Origin of the sequence: Thermogutta terrifontis (assembly GCF_002277955.1) — a bacterium.
GTDB classification, from domain to species: Bacteria; Planctomycetota; Planctomycetia; order Pirellulales; family Thermoguttaceae; genus Thermogutta; species Thermogutta terrifontis.
On sequence record NZ_CP018477.1, the window covers coordinates 433,282 to 453,623 of the forward strand.

Consider the following 20,342-nt stretch of genomic DNA (forward strand, 5'->3'; position numbering starts at 1 on the left):
CGAAGGAGTCCCAGATGAAACTCAAATGCCTCGACATGGTGAAGTGGTGCACTGTTTTGGGGTTCTTTGGGGTGTGCGGGATGAGTGGTATCGGGTTGGTCCTCGCTGGGCCTGGCGACGGGAAAGATTTTCAGCCGGACAGTCGCGCTGCCGCAGTGGAAGTGACCTCATTAGACTTGGCGGTTTTCGCGGACGACCCGGATAAAATGGAAGGTCCAGAGCTGGACCTGGGAAGCGGATCGGGCTCGGCTGGCGCACCTCCCGGAGCAGAGGCAAACGAGATCCCCGGTAGCGCAAACCCGGCTCGTCAAGAAGCTAAGTCCGAGCCTTCAGAAGGCTCTGCCGCCGACAAACAGAATATGTCCCCGCCGTCCGGGGCGGAAACCGAAGGCCCATCCGCTGAACCGAAAGCACCCCGGCCAAAGGAATCGGCAGAATCGGTTAGCCCCAAAAAAGACCGGGAAGGGGAACCATCTCCACAGAAAGGGAACGCACCCAAGATCGACCCCTCGGCGGTCGGCCATCCCCTGGCATCGGGGATCGTCAAGCTTTTGGCCCCGGAAACAGTTGGTCAAATGCATTCCACTGGCGTGGACAGCCGATTCCAGCAGTTCCTTAGCTACACGGCATCGCGGCTGGCCGCCACCCGAGGGGTGTATACAGGGAATGAAATCAACGGGCTGGCCCGGCTGAGTTGGTTCGACCATCTTCTCCGCGAGCCACTTCGTGTCCCTCAGGAAGCGGAGGAGTTCACACGGTACCTCCATGCGGGTGCGCTTTCTGACAGGGCGGCGGGACTTCGTTTCCTGCTGCGAACCGCGCGGGCCCGAATGGACGTGCCCCCCTCCACGATCGAGCTCGATGAGCATTCGAACGATCCGGTTGAGTTCCTTCAGAGAACCCTTGTCCAGGCCTACAACCTGTACGCACAAACTGTCAAGCCGCTTTCACAGGCTGAATTCACCGAACTCGCGCGACGCATCAATTACGTGATGACCACCAACACCGTTGTGGGGCACACCGTCAACGACCGCGGTAGTGCGAGGCGGCTTGTGCAGCTTTTGGAAAAAATGGATCGGGCGGCGCAATGGGACATGGCCGAAGTGCTGGCTGGCCTCAACGACCGCTTGTTCCTCGAGAGCCTCCGGCAAGCACTCGGCGGCTCGGCAGGTCACGGAACGCAAACAGCCGTGCCCGGCGTCAGCGGCACTGTCGTACGGAAGATCGAGACCTCTGTGGGAACAATTGTGGTGGGGGGAACGGGCATTAACGAGTACCGCCTTGAAGAGATGAAAGGTGTCGTTGCGATTGTCGATTTGGGGGGCGACGACGTGTATTGGGAGGGCACGGTCTCCGTCGATCGCCCGTTGCTGCTCATCCTCGATTATTCGGGGAACGACCGTTATCAGGGTAAACTGCCGGGAATTCAGGGGGCCGCGATCCTCGGTGGTTCGCTGCTCATCGACTTGGCGGGAAACGACATCTACTGGGCGCAGGATGTGGCCCAGGGAAGCACTTTGGGCGGTGTGGGGATTCTTGTGGATTGGGCTGGAAACGACCAGTATTTGGGGCTTCGCCGCGTGCAGGGTCAGGCCATCGGAGGTGTGGGGGTGCTCATTGACCGGGAAGGGCAAGACGATTATCACGCTGCGATGTGGGCCCAGGGATTCGGTGGCCCACTCGGTTTCGGCCTGATTGACGACCTTGCCGGGGACGACCACTACTACGTGGGCGGTCGCTGGTACGACTCGTATCCCGAGACGCCGGGTTACGAAGGGTGGGGCCAGGGCGTTGGCTCAGGGATTCGGGGAGCTGCCAACGGCGGGATTGGTGTGCTCCTCGAAGGAGCGGGGGATGACACCTACGAGTTCGACTATTTCGGCCAGGGTGGTGGTTACTGGCTTGCCATCGGCTTCGCCCGGGATTTTGCTGGCAATGACCGTCGGCTGGGGGCCACACTCAAGGCCTATGATGGCTCCGCGCGAACGCAGCAGCGGTTTCAGCGTTTTGGCAATGGCTGGGGATGCCACATGGGTGTGGGGGCCCTCATCGACGATGGAGGTGACGATGAGTACCACGGTTCCATCATGGGGACCGGGTTTGGTTGGGACCTCTCGGTGGGCTATCTGCTGGAACTGAGCGGCGACGATCACTATCTCGCCCGGGTGGGAGGAGTTCAGGGGCAGGGTGCCCAGGCTAGCCTGGGGGTTCTCTATGACTTCGAAGGGGCCGATGAATACAGTGGCACAAGCCAGGGATATGCGTCGAGCGCTATCACCTACCACCCGTATCCCACCTGCGGCGGTAATTTCAGTTTTGTGGTGGATTACGGCGGGATGGACCGCTACGGTTCGGGCGCGAAAAACAACGCGATCACCCGACGGGGGACGGGCGGATTCATCGTTGATCGTCCCAAAGAGGAAGAGTTGCAAGCCGCCCAGGTCGAATCGTCCGATTCGCGTGACACGCTCAGCGCTGGCAATTCGCGATAGCCGTCCTGAACAGAACGCATCGGGCAGCACGGTGCGTTTGCACCGCCTTTCCCAGAGCAACGCGGTCCTGATCCATGCTGGTAGGCACTCATAAGCAAGCGGGAAAAAGCCTATCCCCCGAGTGAAAAGAACAGGGACGACCAGCCAGTCGTCCCTGTTTCTGTTCTGGCGGATTGTCATCGGCCAGAAGGCCGTAATTTAGACATATTCAATTAAAAGAAGTGGGCCTCAGTGTCGTGCGACACGTTCATTGGCCACCACACGCATCCGGTCAGGCACGACCGGGTGCATGGTGTCACTCAGTGCCCGATGGAAGCGGGAGCGGCAGCGGACCCTGCGGGGCCTTCTGCTGAAGGGTCAATGCCATGGTGACGAGGAGCTTCACCACGCCCTCCTCAATATCGATTTGCGTGGTGCCTTTGTCGCCCTGCACGCTGGCGGTCAGCGTGACACGGTCCTTCGAGCTCACCAGCGGCAATAACTGCTGCACCTGGTCGCGGGTTTCTGCCTTTTCTGCGACCACGCTGATGAACTTCATCAGCGGATTGAGAGCGATGTACATGTCGGCCAGCTTCGTCACGGTTGTTTCACTGTCCATTTGATCGATGGCCTTCTTGAGCAGGTCAGTTGCTTTGGGGGCGGCCGCCATCGCAAAGGCGTGATCAGAAAACGCAAGGACAAAGGCAAAGTCTTCGCCCATCATTTGGCGGATCGGTTCGGGAGCGTCCGTCACCTTGCTCGCCGGAAGATCGAGAACATGAAACCGGAAGCCTTTGTATTCGGCTGCATTGACGTGAAAGTGTTCTTTCACATCCGGTTCCTTTTCCGCAGCCTGGTTGAGCAAATTGAGCAATGATTTCTCCACTTTGGCACCATCTTCGAGCATCATGCCAGAGAGCAATGTCAGTTGCTTATCACTCATCTGACCCGAGAAAGCCAGATCGAGCGTGCCCTTCTCGACCGTGGCTCCCAGGGCATCCAGCAAGGCGTCGATCAAGTCGGTGGCCAGTCGCTTTTCTTTCTTGGTCAGGGTTTTTTCCTTGTCGAGCGACTCACGGAAGAGCTTTTTGTAATTCGGGATGACAGTCGCTTTAAATTGCTCAATATCGCGCTGCCCGAGTCGTGCGGTTTCCCGCAGCATGAACGTGGCGTCCGGAAGCACAAAGCCACTCAGCCGGGTTTTCACGTCCTGATTCTGACGCAGGTTGCGAGCGTACTCGGTACCCGGGCGAGGTACCACGGTGTACACCAGCGAGATGGCGGCCTGCGGGCTGTTCACCGTCAGTCCCACGGTCATCGTGTCGATTTCATCCAGCATGACCTGCATTTGCTGGAAAGAGCGCTGGATCATTTCCCGCTGCTGGGTGACGTCCTGGCCGGTCTCCTTGGCCTGCTGCTGGAGGGCCATCTCCATCCCCTGCTGGATCATCGACAGGCCGAGTTGTTTGAACATCGGCGGGATATTCGCCATGTAGAGCAGAACGCTCAGGTCGTGCGTGCCGGAAAGCTCCGTCAGGCTCGGCGGCGGATTGTCACCGACCTGCGAGAACACCTGCTTGTCCGCGGCTATGATCGCCCAGTTGTTCTTGTTCGCCACAAACACCGTCTGGCCGTTGGGGAGGTCTGCCGACCACAGGTCCCCCTCCTGTTTCAGTTCGATCTCTCGGCTTTTCAGCCATTCCCGCGTCTTATCAAAATCCGTGACGGGGACGTAACCGGCCACCAGGAATTGAAAGCCGTTGGTCTGCACGACAACACCACACGGCCGCTTGGCATCGACGCCGGGGACGCCCGGCTCACCGGTTTGAGCCGCCAGCGAGTTTTTCAGATTCTCGGCCAGACTCTCCATGCCAGCCAGTTTGCCCAGGTACTCAACGTCCTCAAACAGCCGATCAATTCCGGCGAAACTGACCACCACAACCGGCTTGACCTCCACACTGGGAGGCGCCGACGGTTGCTGGGCCAGAAGTTGCCCTGGTAGCGACAGCAAGAGACCGCATGCTGCGGCCACAAAAGCACCAAAGAGATTCCACGACCTCATGACGCAACTCCTTTCCTTCCCTTTTCTAACCAGAGGGTGCTGTAAATCCTGTTTGCCAGATTTACTCTATCGACAGGCTATACACGTTGCCTCCCTGACACGTTACGTCAAGACGAGACGGACGGTGTTTCCTTCTTCGCCCCGAACATCCACGTATTCCCACAGCGAACTCGTCGCAGGTTTGTCCGCGTGTGTTCGCAAAAGCATAGATTAGTATAAGGGAGTTCCCGCAGAAAAGCGACAGGACTGGACGGCTGATCCATCCTGCCTTTTGGAAAAAGCCCCCTGAGACGCCACAGGCACAATGTGCTTTGGGGCAATTCATAAATTGCCGCTGCGGTCAAGCGGGAACCCAAACACGCAAACGAGGCACGGTCGCTGGAGTGGACGGTGGAAACGGGCAAAGCGGACGCGACAAGCACGTCCCTCCGAAAGCGGATTGTCAGGGAGATCCGTCCGGGAAGTCTTTGGGAAGGCCACGCCTGTCGTGCCCGGGGGAAACCTCGGCCTGCCGACAAGAAAAGAAAAACCGGTTTTTTGCGCACACTACTCGCGGCGTTCGCACCTGGATGACCGAAAATCCTATCATCAAGTTGACAATCTGACTGATTTACGCAAACTATGTTTGATGGGTGGAACTAAAGTAACCATGCCCGCGGGTATTCCTCCGCTTCAGAGATTCGATCTCGTCATCGGAGAAACCTCATGAACAACCAGTTGTGGAAGAACGACGAGCAGCTCTTCGCCCTCTTTCGGCAAGAGCTTTCCACGGCGGTGGTGGGAGAGGTGCTGGATCAGATCGGGCTCAACGCCCAATTCTTGCCGATCGCCATCCGCCCTTTGGATCCCCGGATGGTGCTCGTGGGTCGGGCGATGCCGGTGCTTTTTGCGGACTGTTACGAGACGTTTTCTCCCAGTGGACTGAACCCGGTCTTCGCCAAACCGTTCGGACTGATGCTGGAGGCCCTGGATGACCTGCGTCCCAGGGAAGTCTTTGTGGCCACGGGCGGTCGCAATGAGCTTGCCATGTGGAGCGAATTGATGACCGTCCGCGCGGTCCAGTTGGGCGCGGCCGGTGCCCTGGTGGACGGTTGCGTCCGTGATACCGCAGCCCTTGCCCGATTCTCGTTCCCGATTTTCTCTCGCGGGGCGTTTGCCCAGGATCAGCGGACACGGGGGAAGGTTGTGGATTTTCGTGTGTCGGTGCAGATTGGGCATGTGCGGATTCGGCCGGGTGACCTGATTTTCGGAGATCACGAAGGGGTTTGCATTATTCCCCAGGGAGCGGAGGCCGATGTGGTGGAGGCCGCCCTGCAGCGTGTGCAGAAGCGTGCCGAAGCCCGTCGCGAACTGGAAGCCGGCGCCTCCGCGGTGGAAGTCTTTGCCCGACACAACATGATCTGACATGGCCCTTCCGGCCGAAAGTCGCTTTCTTCCCCGGCCATTCTTGAAGTATTCACACTGCCGGCTCTTTTGCCCGCTCTATCCTGAATGTGCGTGCCGCTGGCGAGACGCTTGCGTGGGGAGGGTCAGCGCGATTTGTCCTTCTGCTGATCCTCCGGCTTGACGTAGAACTGACTGAGGTCGATTCCTCCCCGCTGTTCTTCTTCGAGCAGTTTGATGCGCATTTCCAGGCGTTCCACCCGGCGGAGAAGGGTGTAGTAATTGAGAAGGACCATTTCCTCGCGTTTGGGCCGGGGGACGGAGGGATAGCCTAAATGTCGGGAGAGCGCGGCGAACAGGTAGAGCGGATCCTTCCGGCGATTGGCCAGCGCAATCTTTCCTTCTTTTTCACCAAACAGAATGGGCTTGCCGGAATCCCCGCGGAGCTGCCGGTAGTATTCACTCCGCACGAAGATCATATCCGCAATATCGATGAGACCCACCTGTCGGCGGAGATCGAGGATGAATTCCCGCCAGTTTTCATCGTAGATGGGATCTCCAGCCATTGCTTCCAGCCCCTTGTCGTATCCCAGGCGATTGCGGCAGAGGGTTTCAAACTGGTAGAGGAAAACACCCTGAACGCTCGCGCCTTTGGCTTTGTACTCCGCTTCTTTTTCCAGGATCTCCAGCGCGACGCGGAAATCCAGCCGTCCGTCTTCCCGTTCGGCTTCGTGAATGACGAACGCTTGAAAGGGGGTGAAATAGTGGCTGAGCCTGGCCATGGCCGAGGCAAATCCCCCGGTGAAGCGAAGTTCGGTGGTCATGAAGTCAATGGCCAGGGGGAGTTTGGTCGTGGAAAGGATTTCCTGTTTGATGGTTTTGAGAAGTTCCTGGGTGGAAACCCCCTGATCGAGACGTTCCCGAAGGGCCCGAAAGAAATACGCCTGCTCGATGTATTCTTCTCTTTCCAGAAGCATAGCGGGACTCCCGATTGTTTGCATCCAGGCAATCGCGGCGGATAAGACGCTCAATCCCGCCGGGTTTTCTTACGAACCCCTTCTGATCACGAATTCATCGCCGGCGTTTCCTCAGCGATCAGCACACCATCGGCGGAGTTTTCCGCCCGGCCGAGCGTTTTCCCTTTTCATTATGACGGAAAAGTCCCCCGGCAAACACTCCACTTCACCGCGAAGTTCGATTCGCAGACACATTCCGGAGGGACACGCTTGTCGTGTCCGCGTTCCGGAGGGACACGCTTGTCGTGTCCTTTCGGAGGGACATGTTTGTCATGTCCTTTTCTTGGTTGGCCACGCCTATCGTGTCCGCCAGAGAAGGCTTACCCTAAACGGCGTGCACCATAGCCCAGGACAGGACGCCCTGCACCCGATGACGGGGGAACGATGCGGCAGAGAAATTTTTTCGTTTCTGACCGCTGCGGCCACGCCGGGCGAAATCACAGATCGAGGAGCTCTTCGGCAAATTCCTGACGCAGGACGGTGAGGGCCTGTCGGCCTTTGTCGCCCGTCGTCACCACATTCAGCCGTACCTCGCTGGTGCTGATCATTTCCACGTTGATCTGCGAATGGGCGAGGGTCTTGAAGGTCCGACTGGCGACATCGATGTGGCTTTTCAATCCCGTTCCCAGGATCGAGAGCTTGGCGACCTTGGGACGGCCGGTCGGTGGAGCAGCCCCGATCTCCTGGCAGAAAGGCCGGCAGGCAGCCAGAGCCGCCTCGTAGGACGACTGCGGCACGGTGAAACTCATCATCGCTTTGCCGTCCCGACCAACACTCTGCACGATCATATCTACAACGATTTCGCGCTCCGCGACCTGGCGGAAGACGCGGGCGGCCAGCCCCGGGCGATCCGGAATGTTGGAAAGCGTCACACAGGCCTGGGTTTCATCCAGACAGATCGACTCGATTACCAGATCTTCCATCCCATGCAGTCGCCCGATAATCCGATCGCGGTCGTTGCCCAATTCTTCCGGTCGGGCTTCTTCCTCGGCCTGCGGCGGTTCTTTATCCAGCTCAAACGCTGCGTGGACCGTCCGCAGGGCTTCGACGGCGCGGTCCCGCTCCACAAGCACGGAAATTTTAATCTCGCTGGTGGTGATCATGAGGATGTTGATGCCCTTGTCGGCCAGCGCCTGGAACATCCGCTGGGCAACACCCGGTTGTTTGGCCATTCCCAGGCCCACCACCGAGACCTTGGCCACGTTTTCATCGTAATTGACACCTTCGGCTCCGATTTCCCGGGCCGTTTCTTCCACGACGCGGAGTGCGGCCGGGAGCTCTTCCTGAAATACCGTGAAGGAAATGTCTGCGCGACCGCCCTCAGCGACGTTTTGAACGATCATGTCGGTGGCGATGTTCCTGGCACCCAACCGCGAGAAGATCGCCGCGGCGTTGCCCGGCTGATCCGGGACACCGCGGACGGTGATCCGTGCTTCCTTGAGGATGGCGGCCGCCCCACAAACCGGAACGCTTCGCGATTCCGGCATCCAGGAAATAAGCGTGCCTGGCATGTCGCTGAAGCTGCTCCGCACGTGGACGGGCACGGAAAAACGTTTGGCGAATTCAATCGAGCGGTTGTGCATGACGCCCGCCCCCGCGGTGGCTAGTTCCAGCATTTCATCGTAACTGATACGGCTCATCCGGCGGGCTTCCGGGACCAGCCGCGGGTCCGTCGTGTAAACGCCGTCCACGTCGGTGTAAATCTCGCAGGTTTCCGCACGCAGAGCGGCGGCCAGGGCCACTGCCGTAGTGTCACTCCCACCACGTCCCAGAGTGGTGATATCCGCCGTGTCGGTGACTCCCTGGAAACCCGCGGCGATCACGATGTACCCTTCATCCAGCGCCTGACGGATGCGATCCGTCTGGATCGAGCGGATGCGGGCTTTGGTGTGCGTGCTGTCGGTGCGGATTCCCAGTTGCGCCCCGGTAAAGCTGATGGCGCGATGTCCCAATCGGTGGATCGCCATGGCCATCAGGGCCACACTCACCTGCTCGCCGGTGGAAAGGAGCATGTCCATTTCCCGGGCAGGCGGATCGGGATCGATCTGTTTCGCCAATTCGATGAGGTGGTCAGTGGTATGCCCCATGGCGCTGACCACCGTCACCACCTGGTAGCCCTGCTTCTGTGCCCGGATTGCCTTCCGGGCGGCCGCCAGAATTTTTTCAGCGTCGGCAACACTTGTCCCACCGAACTTCTGCACCAGAATGGCCATCGTCAGTTACCCTCGGTTTTGAAAACTTGTGTTTTCCTCCCGACGATTTTCCTTGTGCTCGCGTGTCGTGCGGTTGAAAGAAGCGTAACCCTGCCACAGTGTTCTCAAGCCACGTAGGAAACCCACGTCCGCAAATCCCTCACACGGCAAACCGCCTTAGTGGTTCTGTCCGTGGAGAAAATAGCCCATCACCCTCCAGCCTTCTTCGAAGATCAGCCCGGATTGGGCGGCCGCTTTCTCGTGATAGCCGGAAGCGTTACCCGGCTTGATGCCCGTGCCGGCTATGGCGAACGGTACACATCCATGACTGTGGGTCTTGATGCGGATAGGGGTGGGATGATCGGGGGAAACCATGATCCGGTATTCTCCATGCAAGCGAAGGGCCTCCCACACTGGACCCACAATTTTTTCGTCGATATTCTCTATGGCGCGAATCTTCTCCTCGATGCTGCCTTCATGGCTGGCCTCATCCGGGGCCTCGATGTGAACACACACGAGGTCGTAATCGGCAAGGGCGGCCACGGCGTAGCGCCCCTTGGCGGCGTAATCAGTGTCGATATAACCGGTGGCACCGGGCACATCGATTCGCGGCCAGCCGAACAGCGCCGCCAGTCCCCGCAGCAAGTCCACGGCGGTGATCATGGCCCCCTTCACGCCATAACGCTCTTCGAATCGGGGAAGTTGCGGGGCACCACCGAGTCCCCACAGCCAGATGTTCGTGGCGGGTAGCTTGCCCGCCTTTTTTCGTGCCTGATTGACGGGATGGTCCGCGAGAACGACTTCGCTTTCGGCCATGAGCCGGGCCAGCAGATCACTTCCCGGACCACGAGGGTAAGCATCCAGGACGCTTTGATCGGTCAGGTCGTGCGGTGGCACTGTAAAGGTATCGCGGGAAAACGGGGCAGGTTGATTCCCTCCGCGATAAATGAGCAGGTTGCGATAACTCACCCCCGCGTAAAACTGCAACTGCTCAGACCCCAGCTTTTCCTGAAGCGCCGCCATCAACTGCCGGGCTTCCTCGGTGGAGATGTGACCCGCCGTAAAGTCCCGCATCACCTGGTCGATGATTGTCACCAGGTTGCAGCGGATGGCCCAGTCGTGAGGGCCCAGCTCGATCCCCTGAGCCGCCGCTTCCAATGGAGCCCGCCCGGTGTAGTAGGTCTGTGGATCGTAGCCCAGCAGACTGAGATTGGCCACGTCGGAGCCAGCGGGCAGCGTCTCAGGCACATGATTGGCCAGCCCCACCACACCCTGTCGCGCAATGGCGTCCATCGCGGGAGTCCGGGCAGCCTCCAGGGGAGTTTTTCCGCCCAGCGCCTCCTGCGGTTCGTCAGCACACCCGTCCGGAATGATGATCGCGTATTTCATGGGAATTGTACTGGAAGATCTGTTGCCCGCGGGATGGTGACCTCAATGTCGTTCCGTCCGTTTTAATCCGTTTGACGCTAAGCCGAGCATGCCTCTTCTCGGTGGCCGTGCGAGAGCGTAGACCCTCCACGCAGCACGCATTAATCGCGGACACGCATCCACACGCTGCCGGGACGGACCACGGGAAGTTGATCGATCTGTTCCATGGCGCGCCGCATGGGGCCTTCGGCCGCCGCATGGGTCATGATCACCAGGGGAACAATTCCTTCCGCCTCTTCTTCGGTCTCATGCTGGATGACAGAAGCAATCGAGATTTGGTTCCGTCCTAAAATGCCGGCAATCTCGGCCAGGACTCCCGGCCGATCCTGTACATTGAATCGCAAATAGAACCGGCTTCTGCTTTCGTCGGGATTGCGGAGCCGGACTTTCGGCCCATCATTGGACCAAAGCCGCAGGGTGCGGAAGGTGATCGCCGCGCGACCTACCGCCGTGTCGATGATGTCGGCCACGACCGCCGAGGCCGTCGGCATCTGCCCAGCTCCCAAACCGTGGAAAAACACCCGTCCCACGGCATCCCCCACAATGCGGATCGCATTATACGCCCCGCGAACCTCGCCCAGCGGTGTGCCCTTTTTCACCAGCGTCGGCGAGACGTGGAGTTCCAGCTCTCCATCGACCCGTTCCGCAACCGCCAGCAGTTTGATATGGTATCCCAGTTCTGTGGCGTAGCGCATGTCGTCGGCCTGGACGGTGTCGATTCCCACCCGCGGAATTTCCTTCCAGTTGACCTCCGCTCCGAAGGCGAGTTGGGCGAGGATGGCCAGCTTTTGGGCCGCATCGGCACCACTCACATCCATAGCGGGATTGGCCTCTGCATATCCGAGCCGCTGCGCTTCGGCCAGCGCTGCCGCATATTCCTGGCCCTGCTCCTCCATCTGAGTGAGAATGTAGTTGCTGGTCCCGTTGAGAATCGCATGGATGGACAGAATCTCGTTGGCGGTCAGGCTCTCCCCAATCGCTGCGATGATCGGTATGCCCCCCGCGACCGATGCCTCAAAGGCAATCGATCGCCCCAACCGTCGGGCGGCTTCGAAAAGCTCCGGACCGTGTTCCGCAAGAAGCGCCTTGTTGGCAGTCACCACGTCTTTTCCGTGTTCCAGCAGCGAGAGGACGATGGAGCGGGCGGGCTCCAACCCGCCGATCAGTTCCACCGCGATGGAAATCGAGGGATCCTTGATGACGCTGTCAATATCATCTGTGAGTAACTGCCGTGGCACACTCACGTTGCGCGGACGAACGAGGTCCTTATCGACGATCCGCACAAGCTCGACGGGCCGCCCCGCACGCCGCGAAATCCGGTCACCATGCTCCAGAAGGAGCTTGGCCACGCCGGAACCGATCGTTCCAAACCCAATGATGGCAACTTTCACTGGAGTCATGGATATTAAAAGCCTGTCCGCTGGACGACACCCCGGGCATGTTCAAAACCGCCTCCCCTAGTCGCACTCCGCGTTCGGATGAAGCACGATCCCGCCCGTCAGAGTGTAAACCCTTATCCTAAATCAGCCAGCCTGAAAGGTAAAGCACAGCGGGCGCCGGCGAGACCCCTTCCAGAACCGGTCAGATCCCGATCAAGACGATTTCCGTGTTTCGTTTACCGCGGGTCGATACGGGGCAGCAAACCCCGGTAGGGCCGATTCATGAATCGCCCCTCCAAGACGTCAAGAATCGCCAAATCGATCAAATCCCCGTGGCAAAACTTCATTATTTGCCCATGCTGCGCATGGACGATAGCTCAATGCCCAGATCCCGGTAGGGTCAATTCATGAATGGCCCCTTCCAGGGCCCCGCTTTCGCGGCCGCGCCAAACACCGCAAACGCCGAGGTGGTGAAGGCTAAAGCCTTCATCAAAAAGCGGCGATGAATCGCCGCACTCCATGGAGTGCGGGGCTTTAGCCCCCCTTTCCGCGCGGGACTTCAGTCCCCGGTGAACGCCAATGGACGATCGAACGTTGGGCGGCGGACGTGACAGGCACGTCCCTCCGACAAGCGGACCTGACAAGCAGGTCCCTCCGAAAGGTCGGAGGGGCACGCTCGTCGTGCCCGGTGAGGAGGGATGGGTGATCCATCGGTATTCAGCGGACCCAACAAGCAGGTCCCTCCAATATCCGGACCTGACGAGCACATCCCTCCGATGTTGTAGGGTCAATTCGTGAATTGCCCCCTATCAGGGGCCCACCGAGAGTCCTTTCCAGCAACAGAAGACACGTGGTGTGCACTCAACGTCCTGGGCGCTTGAGTTGCCTGTCCGGCGATGGTATTCTGGGCAAGGGAGGTGTGCCCGCCTTCCTGCGCTTCCGCGGAGTGCGACCTACCGGGCCTAAGACTGCCCATAATCGCGGTGTGCCTTTGCTTCGAGGAGACCGACCATGAGGAAGAACCCGTATGTCGCTGTTTGGCCGGTGGTATTAATTGCACTGTTCGGCTTGCGATCGGCGGCTGTTAGAGCAGCAGAGGAAGAAGGCTTCAAGCCGCTGTTTGACGGTAAGACCCTTGCCGGTTGGGAGGGGGATCCCCGGTTCTGGTCGGTTCAGGACGGCGTGATCGTGGGGAGTACCGACGAAACGCGAACTCCCCACAACACCTTCCTCTGTACGACAAAGACGTACAAGAACTTCATTCTCAAATTGGAGTTCCGCCTGCGAAACCACAATTCCGGCGTGCAAATTCGCAGCAAACGTCTGGACGATTTCATCGTCGCCGGTTATCAGGCGGACATCGCCGAAAAGCGCTACACGGGGATCCTCTACGAGGAGCGGGGTCGGGGCATCCTCGCCGATGTGAATCCCGAGGAAGTGGCAAAACACGTCAAGCCCGGCGACTGGAATGAATACACCATCACCTGCGACGGTCCGCGGATTCGGTTAGAGTTGAACGGCTTCACCACGGTGGATTACGAGGAGAAGAGTCCCGAAGGCGCTAAAGAAGGTATCATCGCTCTCCAGTTACACGCCGGGCCGCCAATGAAAGTGGAGTTCCGCAACATCCGCATCAAAGAGCTTCCGTAGCCTGCGCGATGTGGGCGGAACGGATTTCGCAGCCTCACCAATGACCACGAACGAACCGCCGTTCGATCCCTACCGCAAATGGTTGGGCATCCCGCCGGAAGAACAGCCGCCGAACTATTATCGGCTGCTGGGGATTCCGCTGTTTGAAGGCGATCCCGACGTGATCATCAATGCCGCCGACCGCCAGATCGGTCATGTACGGCGTTTCCAAGCGGGAAAGTACGCCGATGCGTGCCAGCGAATTCTCAATGAGCTGGCCGCTGCCCGGGTGTGTCTGCTCGATCCGGTCCGCAAACGAGAGTACGACCAACGGTTGTTTTTCGAATTGCAACGGCGTGGCGTGCCGTTACCGCTTCCGGTGGCGCAGCCGCTTCCTCAGGAGCCCTCATTTGCGGGGCTGGGAGCCGAGAATCCGATCACTTCTTTTTCTTCTCCAGACATGTCCGCGCCGCAACCAGCGGTGGGCATTCCTGCAGAGCGTGTCCCGGTTACCGTCCTCTTGAGACGCCGTCGCCGGGACATCTGGAAAGACCCCGCGGTGGCATTGGGACTGGGAGTCCTCTTTCTGCTGGTCTGCGTGCTGGCCATTCTGGTGATTTTTCGGAAAGAATTGCTCGGCATGTGAGCTTCCCCTTGAGTGTAGAATAGATGGCAGATGACGGCGCGGATTGGTGAGTCTTTGCCGCACGAAAGGGCGTGACCTGTGGCCCGATTCCCTTCACCTTCGCGAGACCTTTCCGGGCAAACTGTTGGAGACTTCCGGGTTCTGCGGCGCCTCGGTGTGGGCGCAATGGCGGATGTCTATCTGGCCGAGCAAATTTCCCTCCGTCGGCAGGTGGCGCTGAAGGTTCTTCGGCCGGAACTGGCCAGCGATTCCACCTATCTGGAGCGATTCCGTCGGGAAGCTCAGGCGGCCGCGAAACTCGTCCACGCCAATATTGTGCAAATCTTTGAAGTCGGCTCAGAGGACGATATCCACTACATCGCGATGGAGTATGTGCCGGGGGTTAACCTCCGGCAATGGCTCCAGAAGAATGGTCCCGCCGAGTTGCGAACAGCGCTCATCATCATGCGGCAGGTGGCGGCGGCCCTCGCCAAGGCAGCCGAAGAAGGGATCGTCCATCGGGACATCAAACCGGAAAACATCCTTATCACCCGCAATCTCGAGGTCAAGGTTGCAGACTTTGGACTCGCCCGAGTCAGACCGACAGAGCAGGGCCTGGAGCTCACTCGGGTGGGGATGACGATGGGCACGCCCCTGTACATGAGCCCGGAACAGATCCAGGGCAAGCCGCTGGATATTCGCAGTGACATCTATTCTTTCGGTGTGACGTGCTATCAACTGCTCACCGGCGAGCCCCCATTCAAGGGCGATAACGCCATGGTGGTGGGGGTGATGCACCTCACCAGAGAACCCGAGCCGCTGGAAAACAAGCGGCCGGATCTTCCCCGGGCGCTCTGTCAGGTGATTCATCGGATGCTGGCCAAGGAACCGGAGAAGCGGTTTGCTTCTCCCAAGGCGCTCCTTGCGGAGCTTCGCAAAATATACGCTGAATACGTTGGAGAAAGCTGGCCAGAGGAACTTCCCGATCTTGAAACGGGAGAGTGGTCGGTTGCCCTGAGCACGCCTGCCATTCGCCAGTTGGAAGAGGCGATGAAGGCAGCGCCTCCGCCCGCCAAAAACCGAAGGTGGATTTGGGCTGCGGCGCTGGCAGGATTCTGGGCGCTTGCAATGGGGGTGGGACTTTTGGTCGGTTATTACCGCATCCACGAGCCGCCTCTTCTCGCGGAAACCACAAGCCCACCACGCCTGAATGTTCCCAAATATGACACAATTTTCGGGCAGTGGCTGCACGCCAGCCAGTTGGGGACGGAAGAAGCGTGGCGCGCCGTCATCGAGTATTTCCCCGACAAGGTTTACTGGACGTCGCGGGCTAAAATGCGACTGGCCCAAATTTACCTTCGGGAAGATCGCCTGGAAGAGGCCCTTCGCCTCTTTCAGGAGCTCGCCGCAATGGGGGATTCTGAACCGGAACTTCGGGCCTTCGGCCTGGCCGGGATAGCAGGGGTCTATGTCCTGCAAAAGCGCTACAGAGAAGCCGCCGACGCCCTCAATCAGCTTTGGCCGATGCGTGATCATTTGCGCGATCCGCTCATGCGACGATTGGTGGACTACGCGATCACCACGACGCGGGAAAAGCTGGGTCCCATTACGGCGCAGGAATGGGATTCGTGGCTGAAGAGTCTTCAGAACGGCAGCGAAAACGCAGAAAACCGACCGTGAAAGCGCAAAAATAACCCGGCGGTCACTCCGCCGGGGATTGTAGTCGCCCGTTTGAGCGGGGATCACTCTGACCGCTTGATGCCGATCGACTCCGTCACATCGTGAATGATGTCACGAAGTTCTCGCAGCGACACGTCTTCCAAGCGCTTGCCGCTCTGCTCGAGACGCTCGTTGACCTTGATGGCCGTCTCCTGCATCACCGCGTGGGTGTCTTTACTCCCACCCCAGAGGACGAAATTCTTCCCCCGCGTGATCCGGGTCTGGCCATCGTCATTGTCGAGACCAATCCCCAACAGACCGGCGATCTTTTTCTTGTCCTGATTGTGATGGGCTTCGTCGGCCACTGTGCACCCCCGGGAGGTTTTGCCTCAGGTCTTTCGGAAAAACGCTTTCAATACGTTGGCAGCAGCTTGACGGGTATCCTGGGGCTTGGGCTTCTGGAATTTACCTGAATCCCCTTGTTTCTTCGGAACGTCGCCGCTCTGACCTTGATTCTCTTCGTTGAAGAGACTAGCCAGGGCCTGGCGAGTCTCCTCATCGACGGGCTTTTCCGGGCCGTGGTGCGGGGCCGGCGTGGGTTCTGCCGTATCCTTGGGCTGGTCGATCTGAATGGTTCGCGTTTCCGCGTGGGAAGCACCCTCGGTTGGAGCTTCCTCGTCGCTCAGCCATTGCTCGACATCGAACTCCGTCGAGCTGGCGGATGCCGCCCGCGCTGCTGCTTCCCGGACGGATTCCACTTTAGGCTTCACCTTGGCCCCCTCGCCCAGCCGCACGATGAATTCCAGCACGCCCACCAGGAGGCGATCTCCATCCCGGAGTTGCATCTCCGTCCGCACACGCTGGCCGTTGACGTAGGTCCCGTTTTTGGAGCCCAGATCTCGCACCGCCACATAATCACCTTCGGTGATGATGACACAGTGATGGCGGCTGACCAGGTCGCTGGCCGGACGAAGCTGGCAATCCTCACCCCGACCGATGAAGAACTTAGGGCCGGTCACCCGAACGGATCTTCCGGCGTACTTGCCGTTTGCGACTTCTAATCTGACTTCCATCGCCACACGCCTATTTGAGAGACATTCGGCAGACAAGCTGCCAGGAACCGAAGCACTTCGGACCGTGATGAGCCAGATCGCTGCCCCGGAACGGATCAGGCTCCGGGTCCCCCCAACACCAATTTCCCAACCTCTCGCCTTTACCGGCTATCGCCCTGCACTTCCGAAGTTAACGGTCCCGTTTCACCTCTCGTCGGCGTCGGCCGGATCCCAAAGCTCCGTCTCTCCACAGACCTCCTGCTTCCCAGCCGAAACCTGCGTCGGCGAACAGTGAAAACGAGGTCAAAACTTCCATCCCTCTATCATGGTAACAAAACCGTCCGTGCAAGTCAAAGTCCCCGGGAAAGTTTCTTTGTCCTACCAACGTGCATCGAGGCACCACACGCATAATGCGGAGTGCGATTAATGTGGAGTGCGGCGATTCATCGCCGCTTTTCCGTGAAGGCTTTAGCCTTCACAACCTTCCGTCGGTGCAGATGGAACGACAATAACCGGTCGGGCCGATTCACGAATCGGCCCGACAACACATGGACCCTGGCCAAGCCTGGTTTCGGTAGGGGCAATTCATGAATTGCCCCTACCCCATACGGAGGGACCCGCTTGTCGGGTCCGATCGATACCGATTGATGACCCATACCCCTTCACCGGGCACGACAAGCGTGCCCCTCCGATTTTTCGGAAAACCCTTTCTCGGCGGAACTGTTTCGGAGGGACCTGCTTGTCAGGTCCGCTTTCCTATCACGGATAATCCATTGCCGTTCTGCGGGCACGACGAGCGTGCCCCTCCGAACGATTACTCGGAGGGCCCTGCTCGTCAGGTCCGCTTGTCCGCCTTGGACGAACCACCCCAATTTGCTCGCGTTTCGGTCCGCCGTTTGAAGTTCGACCATCCATTACCTTTCGGCGGGGACTGAAGTCCCGCGCCGAAAACGGGGCTAAAGCCTTGCCCTCCACATCTTGGCAACTTCGCCCACAGCCCATTTCTTGTCGGGACACTGTTTGTCCCCGCTGATCACCCGCCGCGTGAACCCGCGGCCATGGCGCTTTTGTGTAATGCAAATGAAGAGTGTGGGCAAATCTCAGGTGACTCGCATTGCGGTCGAGCGAGCTGCCGAACAAGCCAGTCGGCCGCGCGATCGACGGCCCCCTCCCAGCCAAGGGATCTTTTCAGTTCCCGCAGCACGGCGACAACTCTTTCTCTTTCTTCGGCGTCGGTCAGCCAGATGGCAAGCCGCCGGCAGATTTCCGCTGTTACATCACGCGCGGTAAGGAATTCGGGAAAAAGGGCGTCGGTGGGGGGTGGCGTGGTGGCATCCTCGGGGGCAATCTCGGCAGCCTGAGCACCTCCATGATAGAGAAGATTGACCAGCGTGATGTATTTCACGCGACGAACGAATCTCTCGATGCGAGCAGCCAGGGGACTGATCCGGTAGAGAATGACGGAGGGCTTTTCGTGATAGAGAAGCTCCAGGGAAACCGACCCGGAGACGGCCAGGCAGCACGTGGCCGAGTGAATTAATTCCGGCGTTTTTCCGGCCAGCACGAGCGCGGGAGCATCGAGCTGGTGGGCCCAGCCTTTCATGAGCTCGGCCTGGTGCGGTCGAAATGCTGCGACGGCCACCCGGAGGTTGGGAATTTGTTGCCGCAGACGGGCGGCCACTTTCAGCATGGATCGTCCGTTGGCGTGGACCTCCTGATCGCGGGAACCCGGCAGGATGGTGAGTAAAGGACGGGGATCAGCCGTTAGTTGTGTCACCAGCCCGGGATCGCGCACGGCAGTGGCGCACTCGTCGAAAAACGGATGTCCCACATAGGTTGCGGAGCAGCCGCGGGCAGCAAGCCAGTGTTGCTCAAAAGGCAACCAGCAGAGGGCATGGTCAACCCAGCGACGCATCTTCCGCACCCGCCAGCGCGCCCAGGCCCAAATTTGCGGCGGCCCGTAGAAAAAGACGGGAATCCCCCGGCTTTTGGCGGCCCTAGCCAAATGCCAGTTGAATCCAGGATAGTCGATAAGCACGACCGCGTCCGGCCGATGGTGCTCCATTTCTGCAATGGCCTGGCGATAGAAGCGGTAAAAATGATGGAGCTGAACTATCGGGCGCAGGAATCCCATCACGGCATGGGAGGTCAGATCAGCGAGAAGGTGGCACCCGGCCTGGGCCATCCGTGCTCCGCCGAAGCCCACGAGAGTAATTTCAGAAAGTCTAAGGCGGAGCGCTGTGATGAGGGCCGCGCCGTGCTGGTCGCCGCTTGGTTCCCCCGCTGAGAAAAAAATTCTGTGCGTCATGGACGCCTCCTTGCCGCTTCATTTCCGATTTGGCCGCATTCTCACGCAGGGAGCAAATCCATGGTGCGTCAAATCGGGCGGGGCCTAAATTTTCCCGCACATCGCCGAATGGGTGCATCACCTTTAACACCGGGACCGGTCGGCCCCACCAACCTGAGGCGTCACGCCGGAAACGCTGGCTGAATTGCGGGGTGCCGGAACCGCCTTCTGGACATGCGCGAACACCTCTCCCGCGTGATAACTGGACCGCACAAATGGACCGCTGTAAACCTCCTTGAAGCCGATGCGCCGTGCCATTTCCGCCAGGTGATCGAATTCCTCGGGATGGTAATATCGGACCACGGGAAGATTCTGAGGGGTGGGCTGGAGATACTGGCCTACAGTGAGGATATCCACGCCCACCGCTACCAGATCGGCGAAAGTGTCGAGAAGTTCCTGGTAGGTCTCTCCCAGGCCCACCATCAAGCCCGACTTGGTACACAGGCCGGGGAATTCCCGCTTGAGACGCCGGAACATTTCGAGCGTCCAGCGGTAATTGGCCTTGCGTCCGCGAACTGTGGCGTAAAGCCGGGGGACGGTCTCGGTGTTGTGATTGTAAACATCCGGCCTGGCCGCCGCGACGGTTGCTACAGACTCCCACCGCCCATGAAAGTCAGAGGGCAAAACTTCGATTGTCGCCTGGGTGACGGCACGCACGGCCTCGATCGTCCGCACAAAATGGGCGGCGCCACCATCCGGGAGATCATCCCGGGTGACGCAGGTGATGACGACATGTTTGAGTCCCAGAGTGGCAGCGGCCTGGGCGACGCGGTGGGGTTCCGTAGGATCGAGCGGTTGCGTTTTTCCTTTTTTCACCGCACAGAATCCGCACCGCCGCGTGCAGACTTCGCCCATGATCATGAACGTCGCGGTGCGCCGGGCGTAGCACTCCATCCGATTGGGGCATTTGGCATGCTCACACACCGTGACCAGGCCCAGCGTTTCCACCAGTCGGGCGGTGAAATGATTGCCGTTGCCCTTGGGAACGTGACGCTTCAGCCAGCGAGGCAAACCGCGACGGCTGAGGTTTGCCGCCTCCTCGCAAGATTCACTGGTCACAATAGGGAGCTGAATGGATGTCACTGCGTGGATTGACTCC

General features: G+C 59.3%; 14 protein-coding genes. 5 read left to right on the forward strand and 9 right to left on the reverse strand.

Going from position 1 to position 20,342, the window contains the following annotated elements:
• Positions 1–14: 14 nt before the first annotated feature.
• Positions 15–2,492, forward strand: coding sequence for a hypothetical protein (locus tag THTE_RS01600; protein WP_095413790.1), 2,478 nt, complete (start codon positions 15–17; stop codon positions 2,490–2,492).
• A gap of 295 nt (positions 2,493–2,787) precedes the next feature.
• Here the strand turns inward: THTE_RS01600 and THTE_RS01605 are convergent, their stop codons facing one another.
• A complete protein-coding gene (locus THTE_RS01605) occupies positions 2,788–4,533 on the reverse strand; it encodes a hypothetical protein (protein WP_095413791.1) in 1,746 nt (581 codons plus the stop codon).
• 705 nt (positions 4,534–5,238) lie between these two features.
• Here THTE_RS01605 and THTE_RS01610 point away from each other — a divergent pair.
• Positions 5,239–5,937, forward strand: a complete 699-nt coding sequence (locus THTE_RS01610) for an RraA family protein (protein WP_207651752.1) — start codon at positions 5,239–5,241, stop codon at positions 5,935–5,937.
• A 125-nt stretch (positions 5,938–6,062) separates the two neighbouring features.
• Here THTE_RS01610 and THTE_RS01615 read toward each other — a convergent pair whose 3' ends face one another.
• The 4 genes from THTE_RS01615 to THTE_RS01630 form a co-directional block, all read right to left on the reverse strand.
• Positions 6,063–6,893 carry a hypothetical protein gene (locus THTE_RS01615; RefSeq protein ID WP_095413792.1) on the reverse strand — a complete coding sequence of 277 codons (831 nt, stop codon included), beginning with the start codon at positions 6,891–6,893 and terminating at the stop codon, positions 6,063–6,065.
• Positions 6,894–7,369: 476 nt separating this feature from the next.
• Positions 7,370–9,145, reverse strand: a complete 1,776-nt coding sequence (locus tag THTE_RS01620; protein ID WP_095413793.1) for an aspartate kinase — start codon at positions 9,143–9,145, stop codon at positions 7,370–7,372.
• A gap of 156 nt (positions 9,146–9,301) precedes the next feature.
• The gene (locus THTE_RS01625; protein ID WP_095413794.1) at positions 9,302–10,513 is read right to left on the reverse strand and encodes a cofactor-independent phosphoglycerate mutase; all 1,212 of its coding nucleotides are present in this window, start codon (positions 10,511–10,513) and stop codon (positions 9,302–9,304) included.
• Between the two features lie 140 nt (positions 10,514–10,653).
• Positions 10,654–11,952: a homoserine dehydrogenase gene (locus THTE_RS01630; RefSeq protein ID WP_095413795.1), complete on the reverse strand. Its 1,299-nt coding sequence runs from the start codon at positions 11,950–11,952 to the stop codon at positions 10,654–10,656.
• A gap of 990 nt (positions 11,953–12,942) precedes the next feature.
• Between THTE_RS01630 and THTE_RS01635 the strand changes: the two genes are divergently transcribed.
• The 3 genes from THTE_RS01635 (at position 12,943) to THTE_RS01645 (ending at position 15,865) form a co-directional block, all read left to right on the forward strand.
• A complete protein-coding gene (locus THTE_RS01635; RefSeq protein ID WP_095413796.1) occupies positions 12,943–13,581 on the forward strand; it encodes a 3-keto-disaccharide hydrolase in 639 nt (212 codons plus the stop codon).
• 40 nt (positions 13,582–13,621) lie between these two features.
• Positions 13,622–14,206 carry a J domain-containing protein gene (locus tag THTE_RS01640; protein ID WP_095413797.1) on the forward strand — a complete coding sequence of 195 codons (585 nt, stop codon included), beginning with the start codon at positions 13,622–13,624 and terminating at the stop codon, positions 14,204–14,206.
• Positions 14,207–14,284: 78 nt separating this feature from the next.
• Positions 14,285–15,865 (forward strand): serine/threonine-protein kinase, encoded by a 1,581-nt coding sequence (locus tag THTE_RS01645; RefSeq protein WP_257789936.1) that lies wholly within the window; start codon positions 14,285–14,287, stop codon positions 15,863–15,865.
• 62 nt (positions 15,866–15,927) lie between these two features.
• Here THTE_RS01645 and THTE_RS01650 read toward each other — a convergent pair whose 3' ends face one another.
• The 4 genes from THTE_RS01650 to lipA form a co-directional block, all read right to left on the reverse strand.
• Positions 15,928–16,209, reverse strand: coding sequence for a hypothetical protein (locus tag THTE_RS01650; RefSeq protein ID WP_095413799.1), 282 nt, complete (start codon positions 16,207–16,209; stop codon positions 15,928–15,930).
• A 24-nt stretch (positions 16,210–16,233) separates the two neighbouring features.
• On the reverse strand, positions 16,234–16,917 hold the full coding sequence (locus THTE_RS01655; RefSeq protein ID WP_095413800.1) for an FHA domain-containing protein: 684 nt from the start codon (positions 16,915–16,917) through the stop codon (positions 16,234–16,236).
• Between the two features lie 1,012 nt (positions 16,918–17,929).
• Positions 17,930–19,204 (reverse strand): lipid-A-disaccharide synthase, encoded by a 1,275-nt coding sequence (gene lpxB / locus THTE_RS01665; RefSeq protein WP_095413802.1) that lies wholly within the window; start codon positions 19,202–19,204, stop codon positions 17,930–17,932.
• A 123-nt stretch (positions 19,205–19,327) separates the two neighbouring features.
• Complete coding sequence (gene lipA / locus THTE_RS01670) at positions 19,328–20,326, reverse strand: lipoyl synthase (RefSeq protein ID WP_237260180.1); 999 nt, start codon at positions 20,324–20,326, stop codon at positions 19,328–19,330.
• Between the last annotated feature and the right edge of the window lie 16 nt (positions 20,327–20,342).